The sequence below is a fragment of the Ruegeria sp. BG6 genome, from assembly GCF_056538465.1.
The window spans coordinates 165421-181037 of sequence record NZ_JBQFTB010000008.1; the positions used below are offsets into that span (position 1 = coordinate 165421).

The window sequence follows — 15617 nt, forward strand, 5'->3', positions numbered from 1 at the left end:
TGTTAGGGTATTGCCGGTTTCACCACGGCGATTGATACGTTGTCCTGATCGGGGTCGTTTTTGGCTTGCAGGGCGCGAAGCAACGCATCCGCCAGATCCTGTGCCAAGGCCTGCGCATTGTCGGTCACGATGGACTGAATTTCCGCGTCGTTGAGGTATTGCAGCCCATCGCTGCCCAAAATCAGGATATCGGCAGCTTCCAACTTCAAAGGCTGTTCAGGGCAATCGACTTTGGGAATAGCGGCCCCCATGACTACTGAAGTCAGTTGATTGCGGTCAGGGTGAGCCTGCGCTTCGGCCAGGGTCAGAGCACCTTCGGCAGCTTGTGCGTCAATCACGGGCGCCATCGAGTGATCTTCATTTATCTGGGTCAGTTGGCCATTCCGGAACAAATAAAGCGGACTGTCACCGATCGAAATCCAGAACGCGCGTTGGCCCAGCAGCAGAAGACCCAGCAGGGTCGAGCCCATGTTGAATCCGTCGCCCTGTTCTTCGCTGTGGTTGGCGATAGCGGCATTGGCCTGCATGGCGGCCAGAGGCAGGGCGTCGATCAGGTCAGCTTCGCATGGAGTGTCCGCCTCAAGTTCGGCGTCCAGTGCCCCGCGCCAGGCGGCGATCACCAACTCCGAAGCTATTTCACCTGCAGCGTGACCGCCCATTCCGTCGGCCACAATCACGTAACCTGCGTTGCACGCGTCAAACATGCGCGATGCAATCGCATCTTCCTGCGTGTCGCGCTGACCCTGATCCAGGATCAGTGCAATATCATATGCCGGGGTCGCCAGCATCTATCAGGAATCCCGCCAGTCAAAGCCGTCATCACAGAAAGCAGCGAAACGGATCGAAGTTTCGCTGATCCGGATCAGGTCGCCGCTGGACAGAGCCACAGTGCTGAGCACCGGCTTGCCGTTCAGGCGCACCAGATTGGCCTTGCCGCCGTGCCCCAGGTAGCATTTGCGATCTTCAGGGTCATAGGCGATCACGGCGTGGTTGCTGCGCGAAATGCCAGTGTCGCCGAAGTCCAGTTGAATGGCCTGATCGTCATTGCGGCCGATCTGCATCAGGCCTTCAGTCAGCGTGATGCACGCACCACGACCTGGGCCGGATGTGACAACCAGCCAGCCAACAGGAAAGGTCTCCTGTGCAGCTTCGGACTTGGCGACCGGTTCGGCCGTTTCCATCAGATTCTGCACATGTGTGTCGGCACGCTCAAACCCCAAGAAGGTTGTCTTCACGCGGCTGCGGCGATCATCGGCGGCAACGGGCGCTGCCGGGGTTTCCTCGACCTCCGGGGCCGGTGCAACTTCCGTTTCAGGCACCTGGACGATTTCCGGTGCGGCGACCTGTATCATTTCAGGTTCGTGTGACTGCACGACTTCCGGTTCCGGCTGAATTTCCGGCTCTACAGGGTCTTCGACTACTTCGACTGGGGCCTCGTCGGCTTCAGGGGTTTCTTCAACCGCCTCAACTTCGGTAACTTCAGTCGTCAAGTGCAGAGTTACAATATGATCATCCTGTGCCTCTTCGGGCTGTGCGACTTCCGGTTCTGCGACCGCGTCCTCCACTTCGACCTGCGCTTCGCCATCCGAGGAGTCCATTTCAGTTTCGCCTTCTGCGAAATCTGGCATCTTTTCTTCTGGGATCAGTTCGTCGGCTTCTTCGTAGCTTTCGGCCGAGAGGTTTCCACCGCCCAACGCTGCGCGCAGCGCGTTGAAGTCCGCGATCGGCTGCTTGTTTTCCGGGCTTTCTTCCGCCGGGGCGGCAACGTCTTCGGTTTCGGTTTCTCTTGCTTTGCCGGCACCTTCGAGAAGCCGGCTGAGAGGGCTTTTATATTTGAACATGGTGTCGACACCTTTGACTTTGGGCACAGGACGACCGTCCCGCGCGGCTGCTACTCACCTCCGCGCAACATGCGCAGCGGCACCTACGATTTGAGAAACCAGAGAACTAACTTAACTTTCCGCGACGGGCCGGTTCCCGTCAGGGTTGCGGGTTTGGCCCGCGACCCTCAGCAAACACACACTGGCAGATCACATTTCAAACTGTCCGATCACTCCCTCGCCAAAGGCATGGTGGCAGACGTGTCCGCACCGTTGCGTAACACAGTCAGCCGTGCCTGGGGCTGATCTTCCGAGACCAGATCGGCCAGTACAGCATCCAGGCTTTCCGGGCCGTCAATGGCCAGACCGGTATGCGTTTCATTCCGCAGAATATCCCCTTGCCGAAGGCCGCCTGCTTCACCTGCAGGGGCACTGGTAACAACCGTCTGCCAGCCGTCACCGTTGTGACGGATATCAAAGGCAAACCCATTCTCCAGCCCGAGCTTGCGATGAGCAGGCAACGCCAGCAATCCGTTCTGAGCGCGGGTCTTGCCCAATGGGCGATAGCGTGCAGATACGCGGATATAGCCGTCCGGATCGACCTTTAGGTCATCCAGAACTTGGGCGGCAAACGTCACATCCGAGCGCACTGGGTTGCCATTCAGTGTGAAAATCGCGGCACCGCGTTGGACCCATTCACCGATGACGCCCATGTCAAGCGACGGATCAACCTCGGTAACGGCGATCACGTTACCGGTCGAGGCGCGGCGTTTGGCGGTCGCAAAAGGAATTTCTACGTCCCAATGAGCGAATGCAACTTGCGTTTCAGAGAGGTTAACCGGTGCCGCCGGGGCCGCGGGTGTTTCTGTTTCCGCTGTTCCCTCGGCGGTCTTTGCTTCGGCCTCGTTCAGGGCCGCCGGTTTGGCCTGTGTCTGCTCGACAGGCTGCTCCTGGGGGTCTTCTTCCTGTATGGTGACGGGTTCGGCAGGTGTGACAACTGCTGTTTCCGTTTCGGTCTGAGCGGTCTCGACTGCGGTGGTGTCTGCACTGACCGGCGCCGCAACCTCTGGGGGTTCTTCGACTGGGGCGGCTGAAACTTCGGTCTTTTCTTCGACGGGTTCCGCGGCAATTACCGCAGGTTCCACCGTTTCGGCCGCAGGTGTGGCTGTTTCCGTGGTGCTGGAGATATCGGTGCCCTTGTTGCTCTCCATATAGATGTAACCACCCGCCGCAAGTGCTGCGACTACGGCAAGGCCGGCAATCATTTTGCCGCTGCCGCCTGACCGGTTTTGTACAACGGTGTCTACCGCAACCGGCTCGTCGGCCTTGGGCGCGAATTTGGCCAGATCTTTGTCATCGTCATTGCCGATGACGATGTCCTGGTTGCCCGCCAGCAGGGCGGTAACCACCGCCTCGGCATTTTCGCTTTCGGCCTTGATGCGGGCTTTTTCTTCCTCGTCATCTTTGCGGTCCATGCCGACGATGACCGACACAGGGCGATAGGCAAAGCTGTCGAACATCACGCTCGGACCACGGAACATCCGCAACCACTCCAGCGCGTTTTGCAACCGGTCCGTGGCGTGAACTTCCATTGCCTTGTCAATCGCTTCCAGAAATCCCTCGGGATAACCTTCAAATTGACCGGCCAACGGAGTGTAGGGGTCATCCTGGCTGCTGTTGAAAGCGTTCAGGCGGGTCTGGCCATCTATGGGGCGTTCGCCGCTGATAGCGTGGTACAGGGTCGCCGCAAGAACATACAGGTCGCTGCTTGGACCTTGCTCGGCCCCGCGCACATAGAATTCATGAGGGGAATAGCCGTCCTTGATCACGCGAAGCGTAAGAAGAGCCGCGCTCTGATGTGCTGCCTGTTCCCGGGCTGCTCCAAAATCGATCAGAACAGGATCGCCATTTTCGTCGATCAGAATGTTGTCGGGCGAGATGTCACGATGCAACATGCCGCTTTGGTGAATGAAGGAAACGGCCGACAGCATTTTTTCGGTGACCTGAACGATAAAGTCGGGCCCGCCATCGTTTTCAGGGTTCTCGACGTAATCCAGCAGGTCGCAGCCCCGGATCAGGTCCATGGCGATATACGCGGTGTCATTGTCTTCGAAAACCTGATGCACATCGACGATATTGGGGTGGACAAGCCGCGCGTGGTTGCGGGCTTCCTGAATGAACAGGTCGATGATCGCGCGCAGGTCTTCTTGATACGAGGGGTCGTTGGGTTCCACCAAATCGCCATTCCGGCGGCAAAGGGCACCGGGATAGCATTCCTTGATCACCACATCGCGCTCCAGGCTGTCGCGCGCCAGATAGGTGATCCCAAATCCGCCGTTGCTGAGATAGCGAAGGATTTCATACTGACCGCGCAACAGCTTTGCGCCCGGTTCCAATCCTTCAATTTTCGGTTCGTCGTGCGATGCACCGACTGCCTGGTTGCGGCTCATTCTTTCCACCCGTTCTAAACTTTGCGGCGTAATGACAACCGGGCAAATGGCCCTCGAACTCACAACCAGAAACAACCGCAGAACACTTGAGAACGGTTAGACGTTTCAAATTTGACTTTATTGGGGCCACCTGATGGCTTCACTAAGGATCGTTTTCGATCAAAAACCACATATAGTAACAGGGTCGCGTGACGTATCTATATGTTGTGTTTAAGTTCGCCGAGCTTGTGAACTGATCGTCCGCTAAACGCTCTTGGTCCACGAATTAGAAACAATAAAAGCCCGATTCTGCCGGGCTCGATTCGCGATATCCAAGATCAATTTTAAAGAGAAAATTGTCAGGTGCCGGTTTTCGGTTGTGGTGAGGAAACCTTGCTTCCGGCCCAGGCCAGGTTGTCGCCCAGTTGCGCCAAGATGCTGATCGCGTCCTTGAGCGGCGCATCGCCACTTTCGAACTGAAGCAACAGCAGCAGGTCGGTGGCCTTTTCGAACTCACCCGGTATCCAGTCTGCCTCGGGGTCGATTTCATCCCCCTGTTCCAGACGTTCGGCGAAGTCTTCGACAATATCCTGACAGCTTTGAAGGAAGGCTGCGGGTTCGATACTGGACGATTCCCGCAGGTCCTCGTAGATGCTGGTGATTGCGGCCAGCCAGTCTTCCAGGATGGGGTTGTCCAATGGGGGCAGTGCAGTCCCCAACGCCGTGTGCATTGCCGACGCATCGGTGCTTTCTGGCTCCGGCGCCGGTTCCTCACCGGGCAGGCTTTCCAGATAGGGCAGAAATTGTTGCCGCAGGTCGGTGCGAGCAGCCTCCAGATCCTTCAGGCGTCGGTCGGATGCGACCTGCAATACCTGTTCCGCCAAATTTTGCCCGCCGCATGTTTCCCATAGGTCGAAATCGGGCTCGGGCTCTTGCGCCATTGCCTTGACCGCTATCGGTGTGCCGATAGGGACAACCGCACGGAACAGGTTGCCCTTTTCCTTGTTCAACCGAGCCAGAACACGATCCAGCGCATCGCGGACCGGCGGCAGATCGGTATGAGTAACGGCCAGCAGGCTGTTTGCCCGCAGTTCTTCCGGAACCCGGGCCCACAGATGGCGTTCGGTTTCGCGCCAAGCATTGGTTCCGTTTGTGCACCAGATCGCGCAGTCGACAAACTTCAGAAGGTCCAGCGTTTGCTTGTACGTATCGTCAAGCGCACCTGACCCCGGCAGATCGAACAGCGAGATTTCCTTGAGTGCAGGTGTATTCAGCCCGACTGAGATGAAATCTGGATTGTCCGCAGCCGCCTTCTCAAGCGCTATGCCAGAGTACACCCTTGGCTCTTTATCCCACCATCCGACGGTTGTTTCCGGTGTATCGGCATAGGCAACAATCACCAAAGGCAGTTTCAGATGTTGCGGCCCGGTCGGCAGTATGTCGGCCCCGGCCAGCATGTTGGCCAGACTGGATTTGCCAGCCCCGAACTCGCCCGCGAAACCGATATTGACAGCATTGGACAACCGTTCGGCGTGGGCCAGCGCACGCTCGCGCATTTTGTCCAGCGCCGTATCGGAAGGCAATGCCTCCGTCGCGGTCAGAAAGCGCTCAAGCTGGCGCACTTCCTTTTCGGTTCCGGGAAATTCAATCATTCAGCAGCCTCTGCTTGTGTGTTTTCCGCCAAATTCGGTCCGAAAACGGAACCCAGTTCATCGGCAATCCGCCGGGCGCGATCATATGCGGTCTGCGCCTGTGTTCTCGCATTTGCCTCACCGCTACCGGCGCGATGTTCAAGATGTCCGGCCAACAGAGCCATGTAGTGATCCAGAACAGTATTCAGACGTTCCAGTAAATCCCCGCGCGCGGTGTCGACCAGATCATCTCCGATCATCTCGAATTCCTGAACGATCATTCGTTCGGCCCTGGATACCACACTATTACGCGATATCAGGCGAGAGAGCCAGTTCACACGCAACTCTACCGTGATTCCGCGTGTCAGGGCGGTTGTGTCCGGCCGGTACCACCGCACGGCACTGGTGTTCATGCGGTTGTCAGCCGGATCATGCCAGCCTGCCAGTGTCCGCAGTGCCGCGTTGCATTGCATGTCGATGGCGTAAAGTTCGCTCAGCATCCGTTGACGGACGACCTGCGTCGCCCCCTGAACCAGTTCCCGCATCCGGTCGCGCAGCGGGGTAAAGTTCAATTCGGTATCGCCGCCCCTGATCAGCAGCGGCGATTGCCCGTTCGGTCCGCGCACCACGCCCGATACGGATTCAGCCACCGTGTCATCCATGACACCTCGCAGATTGGCCAGAACGTCGTCCATATCATTTGTGATTTCGCTGGTTTTTTCGACCACCAAGGCGCGAAGATCGCCCAGCGTCTTGTCGTTTTCATCCGCACTTGAAGTGTCTTTGCCGGAATCGACTTCTAAAGCGCGAAGATGCGCGCCAGAGCGTTCAACCTCGCCCTTGGCGAAACTGTTCAGGTGCTGCCACGCCATGCGCATCTGTTCGTTCCGGGGGCCCTCGGTGAGGGCGCGGGTCACATGCCGGCGCAGATCCGGAAGGCCCGAGGCGATCATGGCCGCAAAGCGCAGGACACCTTCGCGACTGATGGGACCGGGCCCCTGTTTGATCTCCTCAACACCTTTCAGATATTGCTTCATCTGTTCGGGATGGGCTCGCAACCAGGCAAGAACGTGATCGTGATTGATCCCGGTGTCATCTCCAGTGAGGGCATAATGTGCCCATTGGGCACTGCCCATCAAAACGTCGATATCCGAGTTTCCAAGGGCTTTCTCAAGTCCGTCGCGAACATCCGCACGCACTTTCGTGGCATCTTCGGCACCACCGCCCAGTTCGTCCACGCGGTTGATGAACACGACGATCTGGCCCAACTCCAACGCCTGCATCAAACGGAAGAGTTTCAGGTCAGCCCGGGACAGGGCCTGATGCGCCGACAGAACCACAACAAAAAAGTCGGATTCCTTCAGATACTGGCGCGAGATTTCCTCGCGGATCAGCAGCGGGTCGTTGACACCGGGTGTGTCCGTGACGGTCAGCGGGAACGGAAAGTGGCCGATGTCAAAATAGACTTCGGCCTTGCGGGTAATGTCACTGTAGAGGCCCCGGTCAGAACCGGGGTCGTGCGTTTCAGTATCGGTTGGATCATCCCCGGCGCAGACATAGCGCGCCAGATCGTCCGTATTGAGATGTTCCAGATCGTGGTGCTGACCCAGCAGTTGTTCATAGCTTTCGCCCAGACGCAGCCGGGCGCGGGTTTTCATCGCCTCGACCTGTTCCTCGATCATCTCGCGCTTATAGCTGTCCTCGTCATCGGGGAACATGTTGCGCAGTTCTTCACCTTCGGCGATCAGCGCCTGCCATTGGCGATTGTCGAAGAAATGAAACTCGGCCCCGTCCGTCCGGCCCGAAGGATGCCCGAAATGCATATCGGTGATTACGGTGGTCCAGGGGTTTACATCCGACGGAAGGAACTCGGCCTGCCCGGTGAAGCCATTGATCAGACGAGACTTACCGGCCTTGATCTGACCGACAAAAGCGATGGAGGGCCTCAGATTTGTAAGGTCTCTGACAATACGCGAAATGAACTGACGGGTCTCGTCATTGCTCACTTCATTCATGTCTTCTGCGATGCGAATTAACTCGCGACGATTATTTTCACTCATAACGTTATACCTGTTTACTCGTACTCACGGATTGAATTATTCGAAAAATTGATTGTTTTGGGCGCGGTCATTCCTCTGATCCCTTCAGAGAGGTCCACAGATTGACCGCTGAACCCAGCTTGCGCGCCTCATGCAAGGCGACCGCGAATTGATCACCATGCTGCAGTACCGCCAGACCGGCTCCTTTACCGCCGGACGGACGCATGACAATCAGTTGCGGCTTTTTGGGATCGATAGCCAGATCGGCGTTCCATCCGCTTAAATCCTTCGCAAATTGTGCAAGAAGTTCCTGATTTGGCCCCGCGCTTTGGCCGGGTGCGCAAATACCATCGGATTGCAATTCGCGCCCATCTGAGCTTTCCGCCAGAATGCGTCCCAGCGCAAATTTGTCGGCCGCGTCAAAGAACCTTGCCGCCAGTGTATCCGGTTGAGGTGCAGGCGGTTGCGGGTCCGGCTGGACATCAGGCACAATCGAAACAATTGGTTCGGTGGGAAACTCAATACTCTGGCAGGCAACCTGAATTTCGCTGAGGGTTATCCCAACATCATCTGCTTCCAGCGCAGTATCCGGTTGTAATGACGTCAGTTCCAGCGGGGCAGGGGCAGCGGCAATGTCCGACACCAGATGGGCCAGCCTGTCGGTCAACACGTCCCGGGCTTCGGTTTCAAAATCCGGCACCAAACCGGACCGGACGCGAAAGACATCCGTGACCCTTGAACTGTTGACCTCAATTGCAAGGCAATCTCCATTTGCAGCCGTAATTTCTAGGCGGCGCGGCAATACGGTTCGGCGAATGGCGCGCAATACTTCAGCGCGACGTGTTAAGGGCGTGTCGCCCACTAGGGTCACAGCCGGAGAAAGCCGGGCAACAGATGACCGCCCGATGTCTTCGAGCATGTCAAGTATGTCAGTATCCATCATGTCTTGACCCCCTCAGGTCGAACTAGACTGCAGCCGCCACCGACCCCAGACTCAGATGTGATTTCGCCAGCGCCAACCCGACATTCGCGCTGCTGTGACAGACGTAGCAGACAACATGATCGGGATATTCCCGGGTCCGCAGAAAAATATTGAGCCGATCATTGGAAAACACTGCAATCTCGCCAAAGCCGGAACCGTCTGGGCTTTCTGGTTCTGCCTGCCGCAGAAGCTGCTCAAAGGCCCGTACTCCCCGGCCCTGAAACAGGTTGGCGACAGCAACTGCAAGTGTGTCCAATGCGTCGCCACCTTCCGGGTCAGCGACTTTTGTCCCGAGCAACATCCCGGTTTCCATATCGATATACCCGGCTGCGATGCAGTCGGGTATTGATTCCATTGCAGTGGTCAACGCAGCTTCGATCGACATCTAACACCTGGCAATTCTGTCGAAACTGTCCGTCAGGACAATGTTTCCGGGACTAAAGCACATGCCATTCCGCCCTGCTGTTTTCACTGGTTTTTGCCATTGGGCGCAACGCCTCTTTGGTCTGCTGCTCGTTGTGCTCAACGGCGATCTTGTCAAACTCAGCCAGAAACGCCGTGAATACGTTCTTTAAGCCTTCGGCATCTTCCGGCAGATCTTCGTCCTTCGCAACCTCGCGCCACATGGCGGATGCGCTGAGCGAGCTTTCCTTAGGCGCCGACATCTGGCCAGCTATCGCATCGATGTTCTCGGATTCGCGGCTCGGCGCTTCGGCATTTCCGCCCGGCATGGACAAAATCTCGGCTTCGGCCGGGCTAAGGTCTTCAGGCTCAGGTTCGTATTCCTGGTCTGACTTGTCCGATTGCTGGGCCAGCAAAGCCGTGATCGACGAGACCGATACCTCAATTCCCTCTTCTTTTTCAGCTTCCTCCTCGACCGAGACTTCAGGCGCATCCGCTTGATTGTCTTCAGTCGCCGCGATCAGGGTTTCAGACTCGTCCCACTCTTCGGGTTCACTGGTTGCAATCGCGGGGTCGCGGGCCTCTTCATCCAGTTCGTCTTCGTCAAGCAGATCGAACTCGTCTTCATCCGAAGTGGATCTGGCCAGCGCCGTCAGGTCCAGCGGGCCCTCCGACGTTTTGCGGAAAAAGGTCCGCAGATCGTCGTCTTCGCCGTCTTTGCTCGGGTCTACGGTCTCGGGCACCATCTCAGCCCGCAGTCGTTCGGCCTCAGCCGGGTCAATTCGCGGTCGTTCCGAATCCTCGCCTTGCCGCTCCACACGTGCAGGACGCACTGGAAAGCTGGTGACGACCTTGGGTTCGTCGCTTTCGTCGGCAAGGGGGTTTACCAGTTGGAGGGGCGCCGCTTCACTTTCGGGCCGTTTGTCCGCCTCGCCATCGGTTTTACGGGACGGACGCAGCGGCTGAACCCTGGGTTCGTTGGACAGCGTCTTGTCGATCTGATAGCGGGACAGCTGTTCAGCCCGGTTGTCCATGATGTGCTCGGTGATCTCCAGAAAGCTGTCGACCATCTTGCCGCCACCACTGCGCGACCAAAGGTCGGCATCACCGGTTTTGTCCCGTGCCGTAATGGCATCGCGCGCAGAAAACAGGATCGACCTGTTGAACAGATGTCCGGCTTCCCGATTGACCCGTCGCAGCACTTTCTGGCGGTCTTTGACATCAAGTGCATCGACGCGGGTGACCAGCAGCAGGGAGTTGTTCTGCAAACGCTCGGGCAGGGATACCCAGGTTGCGCGTTCAGTCTCGCGCCAGGCCTGCGTTGCATGGGTACACCACAGAACGCCATTGGCCTGACCGATCGCGCGCCGCCACACATCGGTCGAAATCTTGGGATCCGAGATGCCCGGGGTGTCGATCAGGTCGACAGCTTCCAGAATGTCGGCCTCGAGATAGATGCGAATGAACTGCGCATCATTCACGCCAACACTTTCAAGCTGATCCAGCGTGATACTTTCCGTGCTGCCATCATGCCGTTTTACAAATGCAGGTTTGTTGCCCCAACTGAACCAGATGGGCGGCAATTGCGTCGCCGTGACCTGTGTCGGCAGTGCCTGCGTGCGCAAGAGAAAATTCATCAGCGTCGATTTCCCGGCGCTGAATTCCCCCATTAGCGCAAAGACCGGCTTGCGGCGGGACCACTGCTCGATGCGTTCCCAGGCCTTTGGTGACACGAAGCGGTTTTGTGAGTCTTTTGTCATATCTCTACTTATGCTGCCTCGTTACTTAGATCTTTAAGGATGCTACCCAGGATTTCGTCCCGCGATTTCTGCAGTTGGATGCCTGCCATCAATGCGGTGTTGCGTCCGGGATCCTGCTCCGCCGTAGCCGAGATGTTCAGCAGGGTCTCTTTCTGTTCACGCATGAAATCGGACAGAGTAGCCCTGACGTTTTCCAGAACGGCTGCGATCTGGTTTTCTTCGATATCCTTGGTGATCGAGTTCGCTTCGGAGGCGATCAGGCGGGTGTAATCCGCCGCATAAGCCTCGAATCCCTTGCGGCGTTTCCACCAGCGGCGCCACCAGGTGCTTTGCAAATCAAGCGCAATGGTACGCCCGATGCCTAATGGCGGCGGGACGCGCGGTACAATCGGAGCTTCGATCTTGAATTCACCCAAATGGTTGCCCAGCAACCTGTGATACAGCGCCTCCACGTCCGTTGCGGCGGTTGCATAAAGCGCTCCGGCTTCCTTGCGCATGGATCGGGCGAAGCTGAAATAGGCGGCCTTCTGCAGGGTGCGCAGCCCGGCCGGATCATACTGCCAGGTGCCTTGTTCGCCGTTCTGTTCCAGATGGGAAATCAGGGAATCCGTCGCCCGTTTGACAAAATTTGCCTCGGCCGATGCCAGCCGCTCCAGCACTTTGTCGCGCAACGACGTGGTCAGGTCAGCGACCTTCTTTTCGTATTCGGCGGCTACGGTGGAAATGGCGTCTTCTGGCGATACTCCGTCCAGATCCCGAACCACTCCTTCGCCACCAGACAGAGTCTTGGCGACGGCCGTGGCCCGAATCTGGCTGGCAATGTTTCGGGCCCGGTGGCGCACACGATCCAGCAGACGGGTGCCCGCGCCTTCGGCAATGCGTTCATTCATGGCCAGCAGAAGGTCAGGCAGACCGGACAACGCCCAGATTTTGTCAAGCGAAGGTGCCTGATCGCCAAATCCGGCCGCCAGGTAGAACGTGTTCAGCGCCTGTCGTGATTCTTCTGTCAGGATGTCGGGGTTGCCTGTCAGTGCGGCCTCGGCCCACAAAGCGCTTCCAAATACAACGCTGGTGTTTGTGTCGATGTTGTTCTGTTTCAGCGTGTCCTGAATCCGGTCGCGGATTTCCGGAACCTGATTGACGGGATCGGCCAGCTCGTCGATCCGGTTCACGAACAGGATGATCTGACGGTGTTCGAACTGGGCGATGATCCGCATCAGCGCCATATCCATGGTGGTCAGCGCCTGACTGGCCGCGAGAACCACAATACAGACCTCGGATCCGCGCAAGCTGCGCAAGGTGATCTGTTCGCGCACCATGAAAGTATCGTTCACACCGGGCGTGTCGCAGAGCTTCAGCGAGATCGGATATTGGGGAATATCCATGAACAGTTCCGCTGATTTGGTGACATCGGCGAACCGCCCCGTTTTTGGGTTAATATCCGGGTCGTCTTCGTCCCCCAGACACACATAGCGCTGGATCAGTTCCTCATCGAAATAGTCGTACTGGTGGCTCTGGCCGAGAATCAGGTCGAAGTGCTTTCCCAACCGCGCTTCGGACTTGGACTTCATCTCATTGATCTGACGCCGGATATCATCCATTTCGTCGTCCGCACCAGCTCGGTTGGCCAGTTCGCCCAGCCGGCCACCGCCGACCATCAGATTGTCCCACTCCTCCTGCTCGAAGAAGGTAAACCTGGACTTGGTGCCGCCCTGCGTACGGGTGTTGATGTTCAGGGTGGTGACAACCGAGGTCCACGGGTTCACATCCGACGGCAGCAGGGCTGGACGGCCCGCAAGAATGTTCACGATCGAGGATTTACCGGCCTTCACCTGCCCGACCAGCGTCACGGACGCGGTAAAGTTCTCCATCCGCGTCTTGAGTGTCGCCAGCCGCGCCGAAGAGCGCGCATCGGCCACTTCCGTCAATTGGTCGATCTGAGCCGTCAGGGACGTCATGGCCGACGTCATAGGTGACAGGGCCTCATTACCTACGGACAGAAGATGTTCGTTGCGCGCCATGGATCAGCCTCCGGTTCCAGTTGCGGCGATTTGCAGGGTTTCCGGCATACGGCCAGAAGGCGCGCGGGTCAGGGTGTCGATCCGGGCAATCAGATCCAGAGCGTTGCCCAGAATTTCGGCTTCGGCGCGCGGAGAAATGTTTTCATATGCTCCGGCATCGGCCAGAACTTCGATCAAACTGAAATGATCACCATTTTCCAGGCGTGCAACCTGGCGTCCAGTGGGAAACCCTTCGGATTTGACGGAAGGCAAAGGCATCCGTGCATTGGCAAGCAGATAGTGGTCGCCGGAATGGGTTCGCAACGCAATGCCAAATCCCGTGTCAGGGTAATCGCGGTTCAGTGTTTTGAGTTCACCAAGAAAACTTTGACGTGCAAAAACGACAGCGTCTTGCTCGGCAGCGGCGGAGTTCATCATGTCGGTCACGGTAAAGACCCTTGTGCTGGAGTTGAGTGAAACACTGGTACAGCGCAGCAGATGCGCAAAAAGACTCATTAACTCCTGTGCCCAAGAAGAACCCTCAAGGCGGTGTTATTTTGACGCGAATAAGATATTTTAACGTTTGAATTGTGGCGCGAATGTGGTGAGGCGCGCATAAGAATGCCTCAACCCATGGGAGAGTTCGCTTGATTTCCTTCCCGGCAACAAGAAAAAGGTCGTCCCGTCGTTCAGGGCGGGTGGTGGGCCCGGCCTGCCTTGAGCGAAATAATTTCACGAAATTATGCAACTAATAGAATTGAGCTTGAAAGTGGCGCTTCCTAAGATGCCTCCGCACTGGGATCCACATAGGATGTAGACATGCGGCGATCACGATCCGGTCGGGGCTTGGCACTTTCTGCGCACCAAATGACGCCGCCACCTTTCGGTGGGCGGTTCAGACCACTGGACGAGGGCAAGCTTGCCCAAATTACCAACGCCGCGTTTGATATTCTGGAACGGACTGGAGTGTCGGGTGCGTCCCGTGATATTCGTGAACTTGCACTTGACAGCGGTGCGTTGCAGCGGGCGGACGGGCGTATCACCTTTCCCCGCGCTTTGGTCGAAGAGGTGATTTCTAAGGCCTGCAAGCGGGTCGAACTGCCCGGGTTCATCAAGGATCGCGGGATCGAGATAGGCGGTGGAAAGGTTCATATAGGTACCGGCGGCGCGGCCGTACACATCCTTGATTCCGAAACCAATACATATCGCGACAGCACGCTGAAGGACCTTTATGGCCTGATGCGGATCGTCGATTCCTGTGATGCGATTCACTATTCTTTGCGCCCGGTGGTCGCGCGGGATCTGGAAGACCCGTTGACGTTGGATATCAACACCGCCTTTGCGGCAATGAAGGCGACATCAAAGCCGATCGGCACCAGCTTTTTTGACCCGGCGCACGTCGCCCCAGTGATCGAGATGTTTGATCAAGCGTTGGGGGCAGAAGGGGGGTTCAGGAGGCAACCGTTTTGCTTTGCCTCGGTATGTCATGTGGTGCCGCCGTTGACGCTGGCCGAAGAAGCATGTGGTGTCATGCGCGAATGCGTGCGTCTTGGGATGCCGCTCCAGATCTGTTCGGCGGCACAGGCGGGGGCAACCAGCCCGGCCTCTCTGGCCGGAGCGCTGGCGCAAGGTCTGGCAGAATCGCTGGCGGGTCTGGTGCTGGTCAACATGATGAGGTTCGGCTTTCCCTGCATCCTTGCCTTTCTGCCCTTCATCTCGGATTTGCGCACCGGGGCCATGACCGGCGGATCGGGTGAAGTCGCAATCACCAATGCCGCCGCCGCGCAGCTGTTGCTGAACCTCGGCTTGCCATCGACTGTTTCCGCCGGGATGACTGACGCCAAGACGGCTGACGCGCAGTCAGGATACGAGAAGGGCTATACCATCGCTCTGGCCGCGCAGTCCGGGGCGGACATGATCAACCTTTCGGTCGGCATGCTGGGCTCGATCATGGCCGCCAGCAAAGAGGCGCTGGTGATCGACAACGACATGTGCGGCGCGATCCTGCGGTCGGTTCGCGGGGTCGAGATGTGTGACAACTCGATTGATCTTGACCTGATCGAAGAGGTCGTCACTGGCGACGGGCACTATCTTGGCACCGCTCAAACACTGAACCTGATGACCCGCGAATATGTCTACCCCTCTCTGGGCGACCGCCAAAGCGTCAATGACTGGCTGGAAAGCGGTGCGCAGACAGTATGGGACCGCGCCATCGCCCGCGTTGCCCAGATCGAGACACAACCCGCGCCCGACCATCTGCCCGCCAAGGCCGAAGAGGCTTTGCGTGCGCGGCTGCCAATTCGCCTGAAGGTTTGAGCACCCCACGCGTCAGCGGAAATCGGGGATGCCGGTAGTGGGCGGACTTGCATTGGTTTTTCTGCTTTGGTGCGCAGAGCTCTGATTTATTGGACCCAGCGGACTTTGCGAAGCAGAAATGCTCGCGCAGATGACTTCATCAACGCCTAATCCGATTGCGCACCTATAGTGCCGATCACTTCAGTAGAGACGAATAAACTCAGCAGGGCCTGTTCAATTGCATCGCCATGTCCTTGTT

The 15617-nt window shown here is 57.5% G+C and carries 11 protein-coding genes; 1 reads left to right on the top strand and 10 read right to left on the bottom strand.

Annotated features, from left to right (window positions below):
- Positions 1-2 precede the first annotated feature (2 nt).
- The 10 genes from ACR0JW_RS15305 to ACR0JW_RS15350 all read right to left on the bottom strand — a co-directional run bounded on the left by ACR0JW_RS15305 (position 3) and on the right by ACR0JW_RS15350 (position 13579).
- Positions 3-788 (bottom strand): PP2C family protein-serine/threonine phosphatase, encoded by a 786-nt coding sequence (locus ACR0JW_RS15305; RefSeq protein WP_170681365.1) that lies wholly within the window; start codon positions 786-788, stop codon positions 3-5.
- Positions 789-791: 3 nt separating this feature from the next.
- The gene (locus ACR0JW_RS15310; RefSeq protein WP_170681367.1) at positions 792-1841 is read right to left on the bottom strand and encodes an FHA domain-containing protein; all 1050 of its coding nucleotides are present in this window, start codon (positions 1839-1841) and stop codon (positions 792-794) included.
- A 209-nt stretch (positions 1842-2050) separates the two neighbouring features.
- Entirely contained in the window at positions 2051-4270 is a 2220-nt protein-coding gene (locus ACR0JW_RS15315; protein ID WP_170681369.1) for a serine/threonine protein kinase, read from the bottom strand.
- Positions 4271-4608: 338 nt separating this feature from the next.
- Positions 4609-5901, bottom strand: a complete 1293-nt coding sequence (locus tag ACR0JW_RS15320; protein WP_170681371.1) for a dynamin family protein — start codon at positions 5899-5901, stop codon at positions 4609-4611.
- Positions 5898-7940 (bottom strand): dynamin family protein, encoded by a 2043-nt coding sequence (locus ACR0JW_RS15325; RefSeq protein WP_170681373.1) that lies wholly within the window; start codon positions 7938-7940, stop codon positions 5898-5900. Before ACR0JW_RS15325 ends, ACR0JW_RS15320 begins: the two co-directional genes overlap by 4 nt.
- 67 nt (positions 7941-8007) lie before the next feature.
- On the bottom strand, positions 8008-8862 hold the full coding sequence (locus ACR0JW_RS15330; protein WP_170681375.1) for a hypothetical protein: 855 nt from the start codon (positions 8860-8862) through the stop codon (positions 8008-8010).
- A 22-nt stretch (positions 8863-8884) separates the two neighbouring features.
- Positions 8885-9286 (bottom strand): hypothetical protein, encoded by a 402-nt coding sequence (locus ACR0JW_RS15335; protein WP_170681377.1) that lies wholly within the window; start codon positions 9284-9286, stop codon positions 8885-8887.
- A 52-nt stretch (positions 9287-9338) separates the two neighbouring features.
- Positions 9339-11063: a dynamin family protein gene (locus ACR0JW_RS15340; RefSeq protein WP_480714146.1), complete on the bottom strand. Its 1725-nt coding sequence runs from the start codon at positions 11061-11063 to the stop codon at positions 9339-9341.
- An 8-nt stretch (positions 11064-11071) separates the two neighbouring features.
- Positions 11072-13084: a dynamin family protein gene (locus ACR0JW_RS15345; RefSeq protein ID WP_170681390.1), complete on the bottom strand. Its 2013-nt coding sequence runs from the start codon at positions 13082-13084 to the stop codon at positions 11072-11074.
- Positions 13085-13087: 3 nt separating this feature from the next.
- Positions 13088-13579, bottom strand: a complete 492-nt coding sequence (locus ACR0JW_RS15350; RefSeq protein ID WP_480441549.1) for a hypothetical protein — start codon at positions 13577-13579, stop codon at positions 13088-13090.
- 351 nt (positions 13580-13930) lie between these two features.
- On the opposite strand from ACR0JW_RS15350, the gene ACR0JW_RS15355 reads away from it, so the two are divergent.
- Positions 13931-15379, top strand: a complete 1449-nt coding sequence (locus tag ACR0JW_RS15355; RefSeq protein WP_480714147.1) for a trimethylamine methyltransferase family protein — start codon at positions 13931-13933, stop codon at positions 15377-15379.
- Positions 15380-15617 lie beyond the last annotated feature (238 nt).